Source organism: Turicibacter sp. TJ11 (assembly GCF_021497505.1).
In the GTDB taxonomy this organism is placed as follows: domain Bacteria; phylum Bacillota_I; class Bacilli_A; order MOL361; family Turicibacteraceae; genus Turicibacter.
On sequence record NZ_CP069349.1, the window covers coordinates 2,346,301 to 2,362,148 of the forward strand.

General features: G+C 34.1%; 14 protein-coding genes, 1 pseudogene and 1 riboswitch. Of the genes and pseudogenes, 12 read left to right on the plus strand and 3 right to left on the minus strand.

Translation table 11 applies throughout. The features are described 5' to 3' along the window. Nucleotides 1-53: 53 nt before the first annotated feature. The 7 genes and pseudogenes from nagE to JRC48_RS11285 all read left to right on the plus strand — a co-directional run bounded on the left by nagE (nt 54) and on the right by JRC48_RS11285 (nt 8,374). Nucleotides 54-1,478 (plus strand): N-acetylglucosamine-specific PTS transporter subunit IIBC, encoded by a 1,425-nt coding sequence (gene nagE / locus JRC48_RS11255; protein ID WP_235069597.1) that lies wholly within the window; start codon nt 54-56, stop codon nt 1,476-1,478. A gap of 215 nt (nt 1,479-1,693) precedes the next feature. After that, nucleotides 1,694-1,867: riboswitch (Lysine riboswitch) on the plus strand. Between the two features lie 236 nt (nt 1,868-2,103). Then, nucleotides 2,104-3,531, plus strand: coding sequence for a YfcC family protein (locus JRC48_RS11260; protein WP_235069598.1), 1,428 nt, complete (start codon nt 2,104-2,106; stop codon nt 3,529-3,531). 12 nt (nt 3,532-3,543) lie between these two features. Then, the gene (locus JRC48_RS11265) at nt 3,544-4,674 is read left to right on the plus strand and encodes a M20 family metallopeptidase (RefSeq protein ID WP_235069599.1); all 1,131 of its coding nucleotides are present in this window, start codon (nt 3,544-3,546) and stop codon (nt 4,672-4,674) included. A 143-nt stretch (nt 4,675-4,817) separates the two neighbouring features. Continuing rightward, on the plus strand, nt 4,818-5,984 hold the full coding sequence (locus tag JRC48_RS11270; protein WP_235069600.1) for an AI-2E family transporter: 1,167 nt from the start codon (nt 4,818-4,820) through the stop codon (nt 5,982-5,984). Between the two features lie 109 nt (nt 5,985-6,093). Then, nucleotides 6,094-7,430, plus strand: a pseudogene (locus tag JRC48_RS11275) (IS3 family transposase). A 220-nt stretch (nt 7,431-7,650) separates the two neighbouring features. Beyond that, nucleotides 7,651-7,905: a hypothetical protein gene (locus JRC48_RS11280; protein ID WP_235069601.1), complete on the plus strand. Its 255-nt coding sequence runs from the start codon at nt 7,651-7,653 to the stop codon at nt 7,903-7,905. A 223-nt stretch (nt 7,906-8,128) separates the two neighbouring features. Continuing rightward, a complete protein-coding gene (locus JRC48_RS11285) occupies nt 8,129-8,374 on the plus strand; it encodes an immunoglobulin-like domain-containing protein (RefSeq protein WP_235069602.1) in 246 nt (81 codons plus the stop codon). A 56-nt stretch (nt 8,375-8,430) separates the two neighbouring features. Here JRC48_RS11285 and JRC48_RS11290 read toward each other — a convergent pair whose 3' ends face one another. The 3 genes from JRC48_RS11290 to JRC48_RS11300 form a co-directional block, all read right to left on the minus strand. Next, nucleotides 8,431-8,790 carry an N-acetyltransferase gene (locus JRC48_RS11290; RefSeq protein WP_370630403.1) on the minus strand — a complete coding sequence of 120 codons (360 nt, stop codon included), beginning with the start codon at nt 8,788-8,790 and terminating at the stop codon, nt 8,431-8,433. 12 nt (nt 8,791-8,802) lie between these two features. After that, nucleotides 8,803-9,618, minus strand: coding sequence for a hypothetical protein (locus JRC48_RS11295; RefSeq protein ID WP_235069603.1), 816 nt, complete (start codon nt 9,616-9,618; stop codon nt 8,803-8,805). 316 nt (nt 9,619-9,934) lie between these two features. Further along, nucleotides 9,935-10,549 carry a sugar O-acetyltransferase gene (locus JRC48_RS11300; protein ID WP_235069604.1) on the minus strand — a complete coding sequence of 205 codons (615 nt, stop codon included), beginning with the start codon at nt 10,547-10,549 and terminating at the stop codon, nt 9,935-9,937. Nucleotides 10,550-10,955: 406 nt separating this feature from the next. On the opposite strand from JRC48_RS11300, the gene JRC48_RS11305 reads away from it, so the two are divergent. The 5 genes from JRC48_RS11305 to JRC48_RS11325 all read left to right on the plus strand — a co-directional run bounded on the left by JRC48_RS11305 (nt 10,956) and on the right by JRC48_RS11325 (nt 15,839). Beyond that, a complete protein-coding gene (locus JRC48_RS11305; RefSeq protein ID WP_235069605.1) occupies nt 10,956-12,023 on the plus strand; it encodes a nitronate monooxygenase family protein in 1,068 nt (355 codons plus the stop codon). Between the two features lie 130 nt (nt 12,024-12,153). Continuing rightward, nucleotides 12,154-12,660: an acetyl-CoA carboxylase biotin carboxyl carrier protein gene (gene accB, locus JRC48_RS11310; RefSeq protein ID WP_235069606.1), complete on the plus strand. Its 507-nt coding sequence runs from the start codon at nt 12,154-12,156 to the stop codon at nt 12,658-12,660. A 39-nt stretch (nt 12,661-12,699) separates the two neighbouring features. Beyond that, nucleotides 12,700-14,055, plus strand: a complete 1,356-nt coding sequence (locus JRC48_RS11315) for an acetyl-CoA carboxylase biotin carboxylase subunit (RefSeq protein WP_235069607.1) — start codon at nt 12,700-12,702, stop codon at nt 14,053-14,055. A gap of 3 nt (nt 14,056-14,058) precedes the next feature. Then, on the plus strand, nt 14,059-14,901 hold the full coding sequence (gene accD / locus JRC48_RS11320; protein WP_235069608.1) for an acetyl-CoA carboxylase, carboxyltransferase subunit beta: 843 nt from the start codon (nt 14,059-14,061) through the stop codon (nt 14,899-14,901). Then, complete coding sequence (locus JRC48_RS11325) at nt 14,901-15,839, plus strand: acetyl-CoA carboxylase carboxyltransferase subunit alpha (protein WP_235069609.1); 939 nt, start codon at nt 14,901-14,903, stop codon at nt 15,837-15,839. The genes accD and JRC48_RS11325 overlap by 1 nt, the downstream gene beginning before the upstream one ends. Nucleotides 15,840-15,848 lie beyond the last annotated feature (9 nt).

The window sequence follows — 15,848 nt, forward strand, 5'->3', positions numbered from 1 at the left end:
CGATTCGCACAGTATTTTTATAAATATAAGATATCTTATGGAGGGATGAACAAATGATAAAGTTCCTACAACGTATCGGTAAATCGTTAATGTTACCAATTGCCTGCTTACCGATTGCAGGTTTAATGCTTCGTTTTGGCCAAGCAGATGTCATTGAAGCATTAGGTTTTATTCCAGGTGTTGATATGGTTTTACCATTTTTAGCAGCAGCCGGATCAGCTTTATTTAATAACTTACCACTGTTATTTGCGGTTGGTGTTGCTGTTGGGTTATCAGATGATCAAAATGGAGCAGCGGGATTAGCTGGAGTTATTTCATACTTAACGCTAACAAATGTTTGTGCAGAGTATTGGGGACAACATTATGCAGTAGATATCGTTGGAACACTAGATATTTCATTTTTAGGTGGAATCATCGCTGGTGTTATTGCAGGTTTAGCCTATAACAAGTTTAGAAACACCAAATTACCAGAATTTTTAGCCTTCTTTGGGGGACGCCGCTTTGTCCCAATTATGACAGGACTTATTTCATTTGTTGTTTCTATTCCACTAGCTATCGTTTGGCCAGTCATTCAAGGCTTTTTAGCTAACGTATCCATTCAAATTGCAGGATTAGGAGCATTTGGAGTTGCAGGGTACATGTTCTTTAACCGTTTATTAATTCCGTTAGGATTACATCATGTGTTAAATTCATTTTTCTGGTTCCAATTAGGAGAGTTCAATGGAGCAACCGGAGATTTAAATCGATTCTTTGCAGGCGATCCAACAGCGGGACATTTTATGGCTGGATTTTTCCCAGTTATGATGTTTGGTCTTCCAGCTCTAGCGTTAGCTATTTATTTTGCTGCTAAAAAGGAAAAACGAAAAGCAATTGGAGGAATGTTACTTTCATTAGGATTCACCGCTTTTTTAACAGGGGTAACTGAACCTCTTGAATTTTTGTTTATTTTCTTATCACCTATCTTATTAGTATTACACGCCTTACTATCAGCTATTTCAGGATTTATTGTTGATTTATTAGGCATTTTACATGGTTTTACGTTCTCAGCTGGATTTCTTGATTATATTTTAAACTTTAACTTTGCCACTAAACCATTACTTCTCTTAGTGGTTGGAGTAGTTGTAGCCATCATTTACTTTACTGTCTTTTATTTTGCAATTATTAAGTTTAACTTGCCTACTCCTGGTCGTGAGGACGACGAGGATGAATTTACAGAAAATACAGTTATTAGCGGAGATTATAAAGATCTAGCAAGACAATACGTTAAATACTTAGGTGGAATTGATAATCTTTTATCGGTAGATAATTGTGCCACGCGTTTACGTTTAGAAGTTAGTGATTCATCACTAATTGACGAAAAAGGTTTAAAATCAGTGGGTGCTCGTGGAATTGTTCATTTAAATAAAACGAATGTTCAAGTAATTGTCGGTACAAATGTAGAGTTTGTCTCAGATGCAATCAAAGCTTTACTTAAGTAAAAAAGGAGTCTCCTTGAGACTCCTTTTTATTTGAAGTTATATTAATATAGAAAGAAATTTTTCTTATAATTGATATATAGGGATGTAAAAATGGGTCGAAAATAAGAGTTTTTTTATCTACAACACTAAAAAGTATCGGATAATTAATAGTATTTTATAAAATAATGTTGTTTTTATGTATAAAATAAGATAAGATAAAATTATAAATTAAATAGGTTTTAGATAGAGGTGCGGTAATTAAGAGTACTATTGAGGAGTGAAGACGTTGATTCAATAGGAAAGGAATTCTCGCCGAAGTCTATAGCTGATACTTTAAGGCTATAGAGCTGGTGTTAAGTATAATATGCTTAACATTGTCACAATAACTATTGTGGAGAGCTATCATTCCAGATTTAAATCATCCTAACTTAATTCGGTTATATGATAAAAGTCTTGAGTGATACTCAGGACTTTTTGATTGCGATGTTAAAGTCCCTTTAATTACTGTGGAGAATTATCATTTAAGAACTGGAAGTTAAGGGTGGTACTTTTCTTTTCTGAAGGTCTTGAGTGAATGGCTCAAGACTTTTTACTTACCTCCTTAAACTAAAAGCTATTTAAACATGAAATAAAAGGAGAGAGAAATATGTTAAGCTTAAAAAGAGCAAAAACACACGAAAAAGAGGGAACCAAAGAGTTTAAAGTTCCACATACATTAGTTATTATTTCTTTTATTTTAGCGATTGTTGCTGTTGCAACTTGGGTTTTACCAGCAGGAGCTTATGATCGTATCGTTAATGATGCAGGGAGAACAGTCGTTGTTGACGGATCATTTAGTTATGTTGAACAGACACCACAAGGAATTTTTAGTTTACTACAAGCTCCATTAGAAGGAATGATGGGTGCTTCTGAAATTATCGCATTTTTATTTGTAGTTAGTGGATCAATTGCGATTATTACAAAAACTCGTGCCATTGATGCCGGAATGACAAATGCGGTCAAATCATTCAAAGGAAAAGAAATGTTAATGATTCCGGTGATCACAGGATTGTTCTCAATCGGTGGAGCTGTCTTTGGAATGACGGAAGAAGCCATTCCATTTATTACAATGCTCATTCCTTTATGCTTAGCTTTAGGGTATGATAGTATTATGGCGATGGCCATCTCTTATATGGGATGTATTGTTGGTTTTGCTACCGCAATGATTAATCCATTTTCAGTTGGTGTCGCACAAAATATTGCTAACGTACAAGCTGGATCAGGTGTTGGATATCGTACATTAGTTTGGGCTGTAACAACGATTGCTGCTACATTATTTTTAATGTGGTATGGTCGTCGAATTAAACGTAATCCAGAGTTAAGTCCAGTTTATGAAATTGATCAAGCTCGACGTGAACAATTAAAAGAATCAGAGAATGAGCATCTTGAATTTACGACTAGACATAAATTGATTTTATCGTTAATTTTACTTTGTTTAGCGGGAATTGTCGTTGGAGTTTTAAAGTTTGATTTTGGAATTTCTGAAATTGCAGCATTATTTTTAGCAACTGGGATTGTGTCTGGGCTTATTGGACGCTTAAGTTTAGATGATATGGCTAATTCATTTGTTAGCGGAGCAAAAGATATGATTGGAGCAGCTGTTGTTGTTGGGTTTGCTCGCGGGATTGTGATCTTAGCTGAAAATGGTCAAATTATCGATACGATTCTTTATCAATTATCTAATTTCATCGGTCAATTACCTTCATTAGTTGCTGGATATGTCATGTTCTTTGTTCAAATGTTCATCAATTTCTTTATCTCATCAGGTTCTGGACAAGCAGCCTTAACAATGCCGATTATGGCACCACTTGGAGAGTTAGTAGGTATTACACCACAAACATCTATTTTAATTTTCCAATTTGGTGATGGATTCTCAAATGCTATTTTCCCAACAAGTGCAGTATTAATGGCTTGTTTAGGGGTATCAGGTATTCCTTGGTCAAAATGGGTTAAATGGATTTTACCGTTACAATTAATTTTTGGAGTATTAGCTATAATCTTTATTACAGTTGCCATCTTAATGGGATGGTCATAAGGAGATGTTAGAATGAAAGAGCAGTTATTAACAATTGGGGAATCTTTAAAAGAACGTTTAGTACAAATGAATCGCTTTATTCATGATCATCCGGAACTTGGAAATCAAGAGTATCAAGCAGTTGAAACATTAACAACATTTTTAAAAGAACATAACTTTGAAATTAAATGTCCTGTAGCAGGATTAGAGACGGCATTTGAAGCTGTTTATGATAGTGGAAAACCAGGATTATCAGTCGCTTATCTTTGTGAATATGATGCGTTACCTGAACTAGGACATGGATGCGGTCATAATATGATCGGTGTGATTAGTGTTGGGGCAGGGGTAGCTCTTAGCAAAGTAATCGATGAAGTGGGTGGAAAAGTTTATGTCTTTGGTACACCAGCAGAAGAAACAAATGGTGCTAAAGTAACGATGACAGAAGCAGGGGTCTTTAATGGATTAGATGCGGTCATGATGGTTCATCCTTCTGGCTATACAACAGAAAGTGGAACTTCACTTGCAATGGAAGCTTTACAATTTGATTATACAGGGCGTCCTTCACATGCCGCAGCATCTCCTGAAGATGGAATTAATGCTTTAAATGCAGTCATTCAATTATTTAATGGTGTTGATGCGTTACGTCAACACGTAACATCAGATGTAAGAATGCATGGAATCATTACAAATGGTGGGGTCGCTGCTAACATTGTACCTGAACATGCAACAGCACAATTTTATATTCGCGCAGCTACTAAAGAATACTTAGCAGTTGTTAAGGAAAAAGTGTTAGGGATTGCTCAAGGAGCAGCTTTAATGACAGGAGCAACGTTAGAAGTAAGTAACTATGAGTTATCTTACGATGATTTAAAAACAAATGAGATTCTTTCACAAACGTTTAACGAAAATATTCGTTCACTAGGAATTAAAGAAATTCATCCACATAAATCAAGTACTGGATCAGTGGATATCGGAAATATTAGTAATATTTGTCCAACCATCCATCCTTATATCGGTATTGCTGATTGTGAAATTACAGGACATTCACAACAAATGGTTGATGCAACAGTAACGGACTTAGCACATGAACGTCTAGTCATTGCAGCAGTTGCTTTAGCTTACACAGGATATGATGTATTATCTGGAGCAGTTAAGCTAAAATAATAAAAAACCACCTTTTTAAGGTGGTTTTTACATATATATAAAAATAGTAGAAATATGAGGACAAAGGTGTAAATTTATTCTACTTATGATATATAATGATGAATAGATAGTTATTAGAAAGACAAAAAGTCATAGGAGGACACATGAAAATCAACTGGGATAAGAAATATAATACAATCGCTGTATATGCGTTCATTGTCGTTAGTTTAAGTATTATTTTTTATAACGTTATTTCGAAATTGGAGGCTTTTACAGGAAAACTAAATGAAATTGTGGGGATCTTTCAACCGTTTATGATTGGCTTTGTTATCGCCTATCTTCTAAACTTTATTTTAAAGTTTTACGAAGAGAAAATTTTTAAAGTAAAAGGATTAAATAAAGCAAAGAAATCTTCTATTAGAGGAATTGGTATTTTTCTTTCATATATAACGGCTGGAATTATCATTTATGTCTTTATGCAATTTGTTTTACCGCAATTGATTGAAAGTTTAGTTGGTTTAGTTAATGACATTCCTAAGTATGTAAAAGAACTAACGATCATGGTTGAAAGTCAATTGTATGATATGGATATTAATGAAGAATACATGGCGATCATCAGTAAAAAATTCACGGAATTGACAAATCTATTGATACAGGTTTTAACGAATTTATTACCGATTATCGGAAATGGTATTATGTCTGTTGCATCAAGTATTTGGAACATTGTATTAGGAATTATTATTTCTATTTACTTATTAATTGATAAAGAAAAATTCTTTGCACTTGGAAAAAAAGTGACGGCTTCATTATTTAATGAAAAACATACAAGAGTGATTTTAGATTTAGCTAAGCGCACGAATTTAACATTTGGTCGTTTTATTGGTGGAAAAATTGTTGACTCTGCTATTATTGGAGTTTTAACTTTTATCATTTTAACAATTTTTAAAATGCCCTATGTTTTATTAATTTCTGTCATCATTGGAATCACGAATGTTATTCCATTCTTCGGTCCATTTATAGGGGCTATTCCATCAGCGATTATCATTTTATTTGTTTCCCCAATTCAAGCCATTTGGTTTTTAGTCATCGTACTTGTTATTCAGCAAGTTGATGGAAACATTATCGGACCAAAAATCCTAGGAGATTCAATTGGAATTTCAGCTTTCTGGATCTTATTCTCGATTTTAGTCGCTGGAAAATTATTCGGATTAGTAGGAATGATTATTGGTGTTCCAATGTTTGCTTTAATTTATTCAATTATTAAAGATGTGATTGAAGCGCGTTTAAAATATAAAGGTCTACCAACGGAAACAACAAATTATATGGATTAAAAAAATAAAATAGAACCTATAAGCTAGACACTTAAAAAAAGTGTGAGCTTATAGGTTCTTTTATTTTATAATAGAATAAAGACAACTTTAGAGAAGAATGGTGAAGAAAATGAGTCAAAAAACATTTACTGAAAAAGAGATGAAGCTGTTAACTAAAAACCCCTATGTTAAAAAAGTATCCGACAAATCAATCACTTACAGCGATGAATTTAAAGAGTTAGTCGTCCGACAAATCCATGAGTCAAAAACACCGAGAATGATCTTTGAACAAGCAGGATTTGATATTGACATCATAGGAATGAAACGGATTGAAGCGGCTGCTTCACGTTGGAAGAAGGCTTATCGAATGTCAGGCATATTAGGATTGAAAGATACCCGTCAAACGAACTCTGGAAGACGATAAAATAGAGAGTTAACAGATAAAGAAAAAATGGCTAAGCTTGAAGCTAAAATGAAGTTATTAGAGGCTGAAAATGAATTGTTAAAAAAGGTCTATTTGATGGAAAGGGGGTTACTCAAGTAGTTAAGTCCCTGACGACTGCTCAAAAATATGAGTTAATTCACCAAGTGATTGAACGCTTTAACTTAACTGGCGTTATTCACTATTTTTGTGATACCCTAAACGTCTCTCGTTCAGGGTATTATCGTTATTTCAGTGAATCAGCTAAATATCATCGATTGAAACGTGAAGAGGATGACTTAAAGGTTCGTGATGTTATCTTAAATGTATTCCATCGACGTGGTTATAAAAAAGGTTCTCGTCAAATTAAGATGACATTAGAGAATGAACTGGGGATTATTTATAGTCTGAAACGAATTAGACGTATCATGAGAAAGTTCGATATCATCTGCCCACATCGCCGAAAAAATCCTTATAAAAAAATAGTTAAAGGGACAGAAGAACACCGAGTCGTTCCTAATCGTTTAAATCGTGAATTCCGACAAGAGGTTCCTGGTAAAGTGTTATTGACCGATATTACGTATGTTTATTACGGAAAGGGGCAATTAGCTTACTTATCCACGATTTTAGATGGTTCTACGAATGAAATTTTATCTTATCATGTTTCAGATCATCTTAAAATGCCACTTGTGACAGAGACGATTGAAAAATTATTTAGGAATAAACGAATTCCCCTTCATCCAGAAGCGTTTATCCACTCCGATCAAGGGGCCCATTACACCAGTCCAACGTTCCAAAATTTATTAAAGAAAAAAGGATTAGGACAATCCATGTCCAGAAAGGGAAATTGTTGGGATAATGCCCCCCAAGAATCATTCTTTGGGCATTTTAAAGATGAAGCCTTACTTAAAGAATGCCAGAACTTAGAAGAGTTAAAACGCGAAATTAAACGCTATATGATGTACCATAATACAGCTCGATATCAGTGGAATTTAAAAAAGATGACTCCTGTAGGATACAGAAATCATCTTTTAAATGCAGCATAACTCATGTTTTTTTAAATGTCCTTGACATAGGTTCCAGATTAAAAGCACATCGTGCTTTTTTTTTTATATCATGATCGCCAATCTTTTTTGATTAGATGTGAGTTTTTTTCAATTTGTATATGGATGATTTTTTTATGTTGAAAATACTGACTATTTTGTTATACGATAAAAAAAGAAAAATATTCTAAAAATTAGTTTGAAAAAAATAGGGGGATTTAAAGTGGGGGACTATAAAAGATTGTTGATGGGCTTAATTAGTGGTTTTTCTTTAATTCTTTTAAATCATGGGATGATTAAAGAGAGTATTAATGAGGTATCTTTATTATTTGATCCAAGTAAAACAGATACGCTATTATTTGATGTAGGGATATGGCTCTCAAGAATTTGTACGATTTTATCCTTTTTAGGCGTTTTAGTTGTTATAGGATTTTCCATTTTAATTTTAAAAAAGGTACTCTTTAATAGCAAAGGCTAAATTAAAAAGTGGACAGTATGAACTGTCCACTTTTGTTGTGAAATGACATAAATCATCAGTTAAACTCTCATATTATAAGCAATTATTCTCTGAAAGGTAGGAGTCTCATATGCGGAATAAATTATTTATAATGATTAGTATGATCAGTATTTTATTTATAGCTTCTTTTCAAGTCTATGCTAGTGAGTTTATCTAATTTCCAGGCACGATTGACGTAGATGTTGTGGTCGAACAAGGGGAAGCACCTATTTTAAGTGGAGTAGAGGATTTAACTATTTCTTCTGATAAACCGTTTAATTTACTACAAGGCGTACCAGCTTATGATTTTGAGGGTAACGATTTAACATCTAAGATCGAAGTGATTCATAATACTATAGATATTGATGAAGTAGGGAATTATGAGGTCACTTATCAATTAAAAGATGAACAAGGGGCTACGGCCACTTTAAGGATAGAAGTTGAAGTTTGAGAAATTCCTGAAACGGGACTTTCGTTATTTAATTAAATAGGACCCCAGTTGGGGTCCTATTTTTGCATGAGATATTCTAACTTGTGTGAATCTTGATTCAGTTGTTCATTTATAATTTTAAAACCTTGCTTTTGATAAAATTGAACAGTAGCTAAGTTATCTTTATATACTGTCAAGCTTAAATGTTGATATTGACTAAAAACATAATTAAGAAGTGTACGCCCAATACCGTGACCTTGATAGGCTGAGTCGACGAACAGAGCTCCAATAAAAGAATGATCAAAGATACTAATAAATCCTTTAATGATGCCATCTTCTTCAAAGAGTGTTGTCTTAACATTTGGCAAATAAATATCTTTAACAATCTGATAATTTTGATCCCAGTAGTCAGTTGAAATAAAAGGGGGTGCTTTAATCGTACTTTTTAACTAGATATCCATTACTCTTTCAATATCCTCAGATTGCATGGTTCTAACTAAATTGTTAGTTTTAGTAGTAGAATTAGAGTCTTTATTAAACCAGTGATCAATTTGTTGAAGCATGGATTCTTTATTCTCCTCAAATTGTTTAAAGCGATGGGCATTAGCTCCAGATGGATGAGGGAATCCTTGTAGTATTTGTTCTTTTTTAATTAAGTGTTGATTGGCTAGATAAAGAAGTGCCTCTTCAACGCCTTTACCAAGTGGAATAATGAAAACATCATCTAGCTTAGATAACTCGTCGATAAAATGCTTTGTAATATACTCTAATAAAAGAGGAGTCTTTAATAACTTTGGACTATGTCCCGTATAATTCTTTCCTTTAACAAAGACGGGATATGGGATTAAGGAAATTGTATGCAGTAGTTCATCGTGTTCATTAAATAGTTGTTCGGCATGAGTAATTCCTAAATAGTTATTTAAATTTAATTCATTTAATAATGTGATTAAGTTTCGACGAAGACTTCCGCTAAAACGTCCCGCTACTTTACAACGATATTTTATTTCGTCTAGTGACATCTCATCAGCGATACACTGTCTAGCCTCTGATATTGCCGTATTCATTTGTTCAAATCCAGGAGTAATACCAACAATGAAAATTTTAGCGTTAGGATTTAAATAGTCATTGTGTGGTGCATAGTAAATTTCAAGATCATCTTGTTTTTCAATTAAAAATTCAGAAATTAGAAGTTCATCTTTCGTATACTTTTTTTTGAGAGGAAGTTTCCTAATAACATCTACATAATCTTCAAGGTATTGTTTCATAAATATAACCTCACATTTTTATTCAGGATTACTTATACGTCAAATATTGCAATTTTAAAATGATATTTTTACGTTAGAAAATTTTTAAGTTTTAAAGAGAAAAATCTTTTTTTTACAAATGATAAACAAAAATTTTTTGTTAATGATTTTAATAGATAAGGTTAGTTGTAAATGCCAAGACGAGACAAGTAATGGGGCATCTTGTGAATCTTTTTTATTATACCAATTTTTTAGTATGATGATGAGATTAAACATTATTTTTAGAGATGATGGCTAATCACTATCATATAAGTTAAAAAAGAGAGCTTAAGCTCTCTTACTTTAGATCTATTTCCATTTGTTTAAAATAGTATTGAAAGTCATATTCGTTGATCGTTCTTAATACTTTACATGGATTACCAACAGCAATAACATTGGCTGGAATATCTTTTGTCACGATACTTCCAGCACCAATCACGGTATTATCCCCAATTGTAATTCCGGGTAAAATAATAGCACCTGCACCAATCCATACATTACTGCCAATCGTAATCGGAGCATTAAATTGAGCTTGTTTTTTTCGAAGCTCAGGATGAATAGGGTGACCTGCTGTTGCTAAAGTGACGTTCGGTCCAAACATAACATGATTTCCGACATAAATGTGTGTATCATCTACTAGAGTTAAATTAAAGTTTGCATAAACATAATTTCCAAAATGAACATGATGTCCTCCCCAATTGGCATGAAGTGGGGGTTCGATGTAACATCCCTCTCCAATTTCAGCAAACATTTCTTTTAACAATTCAGCTCGTTTTTGAGATTCAGTTGGCCGTGTTTGATTAAAATCATATAAACGCTCTAAACACTTCTCTTGTTTTTCCATTAGTTTATCATTATTACAGTAGTACAATTGTTGGTGATGCATTCGTTGTAAAGTTTCTTTTAAGTCCATATTTATTCCCCTCTTGCTAACATATAAAACTGTGGATAACTATCCTGTGCTTACTTCGGCTTGTTAATGATGAACAGCTCTATTGATCAAGATTCATTTTTAACATTTATGACATCTTCTTTATGTTAAATCATATTGTTAAATTTTAAAAGATAGACGTGAAAATCTTTAAAAAAGTTTCTCAAAAGTAATCTCTTTTTTTCGACATTTAAGTGCTTGAAAGTTAATCTACAAGTGTTAAAGCGTTAACAATCACCTTTTAAATTTAAAAAATACTTTGATTTTCAAAAAAAATAATGAATGGTTATTAAAAAGTGTGCTATAATCCATCTCGAAATAATTAAAATAGTGTTGTTAAGCTTATGATATAGTTTACAAGACTAAATAAAATAAGGCGGTGAATGAATTGGATGTTAAACCATTAAAAATCGGTAGTTTTACATTGGAACTTCCTATTGTTCAAGGTGGAATGGGAATTGGAATATCACGATCGAATTTGGCAGCAGCTGTTTCAAATTGCGGAGGACTTGGTGTTTTATCTGGAGCTCAAATAGGACATGACGAGCCTGATTTTGAAGTTAATACATTACAGGCAAACTTAAGAGCAATAAAAAAACATATAAAAAAAGCAAAAGAAATGGCAAAAGGAAAAATGATTGGAATTAACTTAATGGTCGCTATGGAACATTATGAAGAACACGTTGAAGCAGCGGTTGACGCAGGAGTTGATATTATTATTTCTGGGGCTGGGTTACCATTAACGCTACCAGCTCACTTAAAAGGAAGTCAGACTCTATTTGCTCCCATTGTTTCAAGCGCTCGTGCAGCACAGGTTTTACTTAAAAATTATGATCGCAAGTATCAGGTTGCACCGGATATGATTGTAATTGAAGGCCCAAAAGCTGGTGGACATCTAGGGTTTAAAGCCGAAGATATTGAATCAGACTTAATTGACTTAGATCAAATTGTAAAAGAAGTGATTGAAATTACTAATGCCTATGCCACGAAATATAATAAAGAGATTCCAGTTATTGTTGCTGGCGGTATTTTTGATGGTTCAGATATTGTTCATTATTTGAAGTTAGGTGCATCAGGTGTTCAAATGGCAACCCGATTTATTGCAACAGAAGAATGCGATGCCCATCCGAATTTTAAGCAAGCGATTATTGATGCAAAGGAGGAAGATATCATTTTAGTCAAGAGTCCAGTAGGAATGCCAGGTCGCGCTATACGAAATCAATTTAGTGAAAGATATGGAACTAAGCGTGGGAAGATAAAAAAATGTTATAACTGTATCAAACCATGTCGCCCAGCTACGACTGTTTATTGTATAAGTCAAGCATTGATTCATGCGGTTCGTGGTGAGATTGATGATGCTTTATTATTTTGTGGATCAAATGCTTATCGGATTAATGAGTTAGTTACCGTTAAACATTTAATGCAAACGTTAAAAGATGAAATATTAGCAAATTAAAATAATTCATGTGAATAGTGTGGAAATGATTGACAGATTAGAATCTGTCCTTTATATTAGTTACTATATTTGAAAATCAAACTATTTGAATTGAAAAGTTTTTGAATTTAAAACTAATGGAGGGATCAAGATGAACCTAGCAGATGGTGCATCTATCAAAGATAACAAAAAAGATGATTATATGAATCAAGTGTTACAACTGATGGATCGTTTTTCGGATAGTGATATGACTAAACTTCAAGTCGAAGTCGAAGGATTCAAAGTTTCTTTGCAGCGTGAAACGAAAGAAATGATCGAGGTAGCTCATGCAGGACAATTAAAAACAGTAGATATGGTGCCGATTAATCAAACACAAATTGTGTCTGTCAATCCTGAAACCATTGAGTGCACAACCTCTAATCATGGAAAACAGGTGAAAGCACCTCTCGTAGGAACATTTTATAGTTCAAATGAACCAGGTGGAAAGCCTTTTGTATCAGTCGGAGATACAGTGAAAAAGGGGCAACCTCTATGTATTATTGAGGCAATGAAAGTGATGAATGAAATCGAATCACCATACGAGGGTGTCGTTAAAGAAATTAAAGTTCAAAACGAAGAAGCGGTAGGATTTGATCAATTATTAATGATTCTTGAGTAATAGTGCTTAATTTAAAAGTGAAAAAAGTGAGGTGTAAACATGCTACGAAAAATATTAATTGCTAATCGTGGTGAAATTGCTGTTCGAATTATCCGTGCTTGCAAAGAGATGGGAATTGAGACAGTAGCTATTTTTTCTACGGCTGATCATCGTGGACTTCATGTGGACTTAGCAGATGAAGCTATTTGCGTCGGATCAGCTAGAGTTCAAGATAGTTATTTAAATATGAATAATATTTTGAGTGCAGCAGTAGCTACTGGATGCGACGCCATTCACCCTGGCTTCGGATTTTTATCAGAAAATAGTACGTTTGCTGCCTTAACGGAGGAACTAGGATTAAAGTTTATTGGTCCCAAAGGTACTGTTATCGATCATATGGGAAATAAATCGAAAGCTCGTGAAATGATGATAGAAGCTGGTATTCCGGTTGTACCGGGATCTGATGGACTTGTTCAAACAATAAAGCAAGGAAAAGAGATTGCTTCGCAAATTGGTTATCCTGTTTTAGTCAAAGCATCGGCTGGTGGCGGTGGACGCGGCATGCGTATCATTAGGAACGAAGAAGAGTTTGCAGATTTATTTCAAACGGCAAAACTAGAAGCAAAGATGGCATTTGGAGATGATTCAATGTATCTTGAAAAATTCATCGAAAATCCACGTCATATTGAGTTTCAAATTTTAGCCGATCAATTTGGAAATGTGATTCATTTATTTGACCGAGATTGTTCTGTTCAACGACGTAACCAAAAAGTAATCGAGGAGGCACCTTCTCCAGTATTAGATGCTAAAACGAGAGATAAGATGGGAGAAATAGCTGTTCGTGCAGCAAAAACTGTTGGATATGAAAATGCAGGAACGATTGAATTTTTACTAGATAAACACCATAATTTTTACTTTATTGAAATGAATACACGTATTCAAGTCGAACATCCCATTACTGAGATGATTACAGGAATTGATTTAATAAAAGAACAAATTAAAATTGCCTCAGGACAACCTTTAGCTTTTAAACAAGTAGATGTTAAAATAAGCGGTCATGCGATGGAATGCCGAATTAATGCAGAAAATCCTTCACAAAACTTTAAACCTTCCCCAGGACAAATTGTAACGTTAAATATTCCAAGTGGATTAGGTGTTCGAGTAGATACATCTGTTTATCAAGGGTATCATATTCCTCCTTTTTATGACTCGATGGTTGGAAAACTTATTGTTCATGGATTAGATCGTCAAGAAGCTATCGCTAAGATGAAACGTTCTTTAGAAGAACTTGTTGTTGAAGGAATTGAGACTAATATTGACTTTCAATATGCGATTATGGAGCATCCAAAGTTTATTGAAAATGATTATGATACCAGTTTTATTCAAAAGCATATGCACGAACTGGAGGTGATTTAGAGCATGGGATTTTTTTTACAACGTCAAAAAAAAGTTAAATCAGCCACAACTAAACGCGATGTGAACGAGGGAATTTATACTAAATGTGAATCGTGTAAAGAAGTTCTTCCTGTTAGAGAACTCTCTTCTAATTTAGAGGTTTGTTCAAACTGTGGATATCATTACCGTATGTCTGCGACCAAACGGTTAAATAGTCTTGTAGATATGGGATCATTTAAAGAAATTAATGCTAGATTAGTTAGTCTTAATCCACTTAAGTTTCCGGGCTATGAACAAAAAATTGAAGGATTAATGGAAGTTAATCAAATGAATGAAGCAGTGATGACAGGAATTGCTAAAATTGATGGACAAACAGTAGCAATTGGTATTATGGATAGCTATTTTATGATGGGGAGTATGGGATCGGTTGTTGGTGAAAAAGTCACACGTCTCATCGAGGTAGCCACTTCCCGCAAGCTTCCGTTAGTTTTAATTTGCGCTTCAGGTGGAGCACGAATGCAAGAAGGAATTTATTCATTAATGCAGATGGCTAAAACTTCAGCAGCGATTGCTAAGCATCATCAAGCAGGATTACTTTATATTAGTGTTTTAACTCAACCAACGATGGGAGGGGTGACTGCTTCCTTTGCAACACTTGGAGATATTTTAATCGCTGAAAAAGGTGCTGCTATTGGGTTTGCGGGTCGACGTGTGATTGAACAGACACTTAAACAATCACTACCTGATCATTTTCAAACGGCAGAATTTTTACAAGAAAAAGGACTTATTGATTTAGTGGTTAGTCGTCATAGACTTAAACAAATGATTTCACAGCTTATTGCCTTACATGAAGGGAGTGAGAGATAGTGGGTATTTTAGATATTGAAACGAAAATAGCAGAGATAGAGGCACGTTTAGATGAAATATCAATTGAAAATCATGCAGAAGTAGAAGAACTTCAACAGCAATTACGCCTTTACAAAACTCGTGCTTATGAACATTTAAGCGCTTGGGATCATGTAACACTTGCACGTCATCCTAAAAGACCAAAAGCTCGTGATTATATTGATTATATCTTTGATTCATTTATTGAACTTCATGGGGATCGTTTATACGCAGATGATGAAGCCATTATTGGTGGGATTGCTAAACTTGGAAACAAAGTGATAACTGTCATTGCTCATCAAAAAGGAAATACCACAGCTGAAAATATCAAATGTAATTTTGGAATGCCGCATCCTGAAGGTTATCGAAAAGTTTTACGTTTAATGAAGCAGGCTGAAAAGTTTAATCGTCCAGTGATTACATTTATCGATACACCAGGTGCCTATCCAGGTGCTGAAGCAGAGGAACGAGGCCAAGGTCATGCGATTGCACAGTGTCTTAAGGAGATGTCGAGTCTAAAGGTTCCCACACTATCGATTGTGATTGGAGAAGGTGGAAGTGGAGGCGCACTAGCTTTAGGAGTAAGTGATCAAATCTGGATGTTACAATACGCTATCTACTCCATTTTATCTCCTGAAGGATTTGCTTCTATTTTATATAAAGATGGTTCGCGAGCTAAAGAAGCCGCTGAAGTGATGAAACTAACCGCACAAGATTATTTAGAAATGGGGATGATCGAAAAAGTAATTAAAGAGCCTGTTGGTGGAGCTCATCAGTTTCCACAGTATGTTTTTGATCAACTAAAAACGGATTTAGAGGACTACTTATCTCAAGTAAAAAAAGTATCTACTAAACAACTACTAGCTAAGCGTTATAGAAAGTATCGTTCAATAGGAAAGTATGATTATAACCATCGTTAATTTATGAGA

Coding starts and splice junctions, on each gene's coding strand:
- nagE (WP_235069597.1), top strand. CDS start 54: ATGATAAAGTTCCTACAACGTATCGGTAAATCGTTAATGTTACCAATT.
- JRC48_RS11260 (WP_235069598.1), top strand. CDS start 2,104: ATGTTAAGCTTAAAAAGAGCAAAAACACACGAAAAAGAGGGAACCAAA.
- JRC48_RS11265 (WP_235069599.1), top strand. CDS start 3,544: ATGAAAGAGCAGTTATTAACAATTGGGGAATCTTTAAAAGAACGTTTA.
- JRC48_RS11270 (WP_235069600.1), top strand. CDS start 4,818: ATGAAAATCAACTGGGATAAGAAATATAATACAATCGCTGTATATGCG.
- JRC48_RS11295 (WP_235069603.1), bottom strand. CDS start 9,618: ATGAAACAATACCTTGAAGATTATGTAGATGTTATTAGGAAACTTCCT.
- JRC48_RS11300 (WP_235069604.1), bottom strand. CDS start 10,549: ATGGACTTAAAAGAAACTTTACAACGAATGCATCACCAACAATTGTAC.
- accB (WP_235069606.1), top strand. CDS start 12,154: ATGAACCTAGCAGATGGTGCATCTATCAAAGATAACAAAAAAGATGAT.
- JRC48_RS11315 (WP_235069607.1), top strand. CDS start 12,700: ATGCTACGAAAAATATTAATTGCTAATCGTGGTGAAATTGCTGTTCGA.
- accD (WP_235069608.1), top strand. CDS start 14,059: ATGGGATTTTTTTTACAACGTCAAAAAAAAGTTAAATCAGCCACAACT.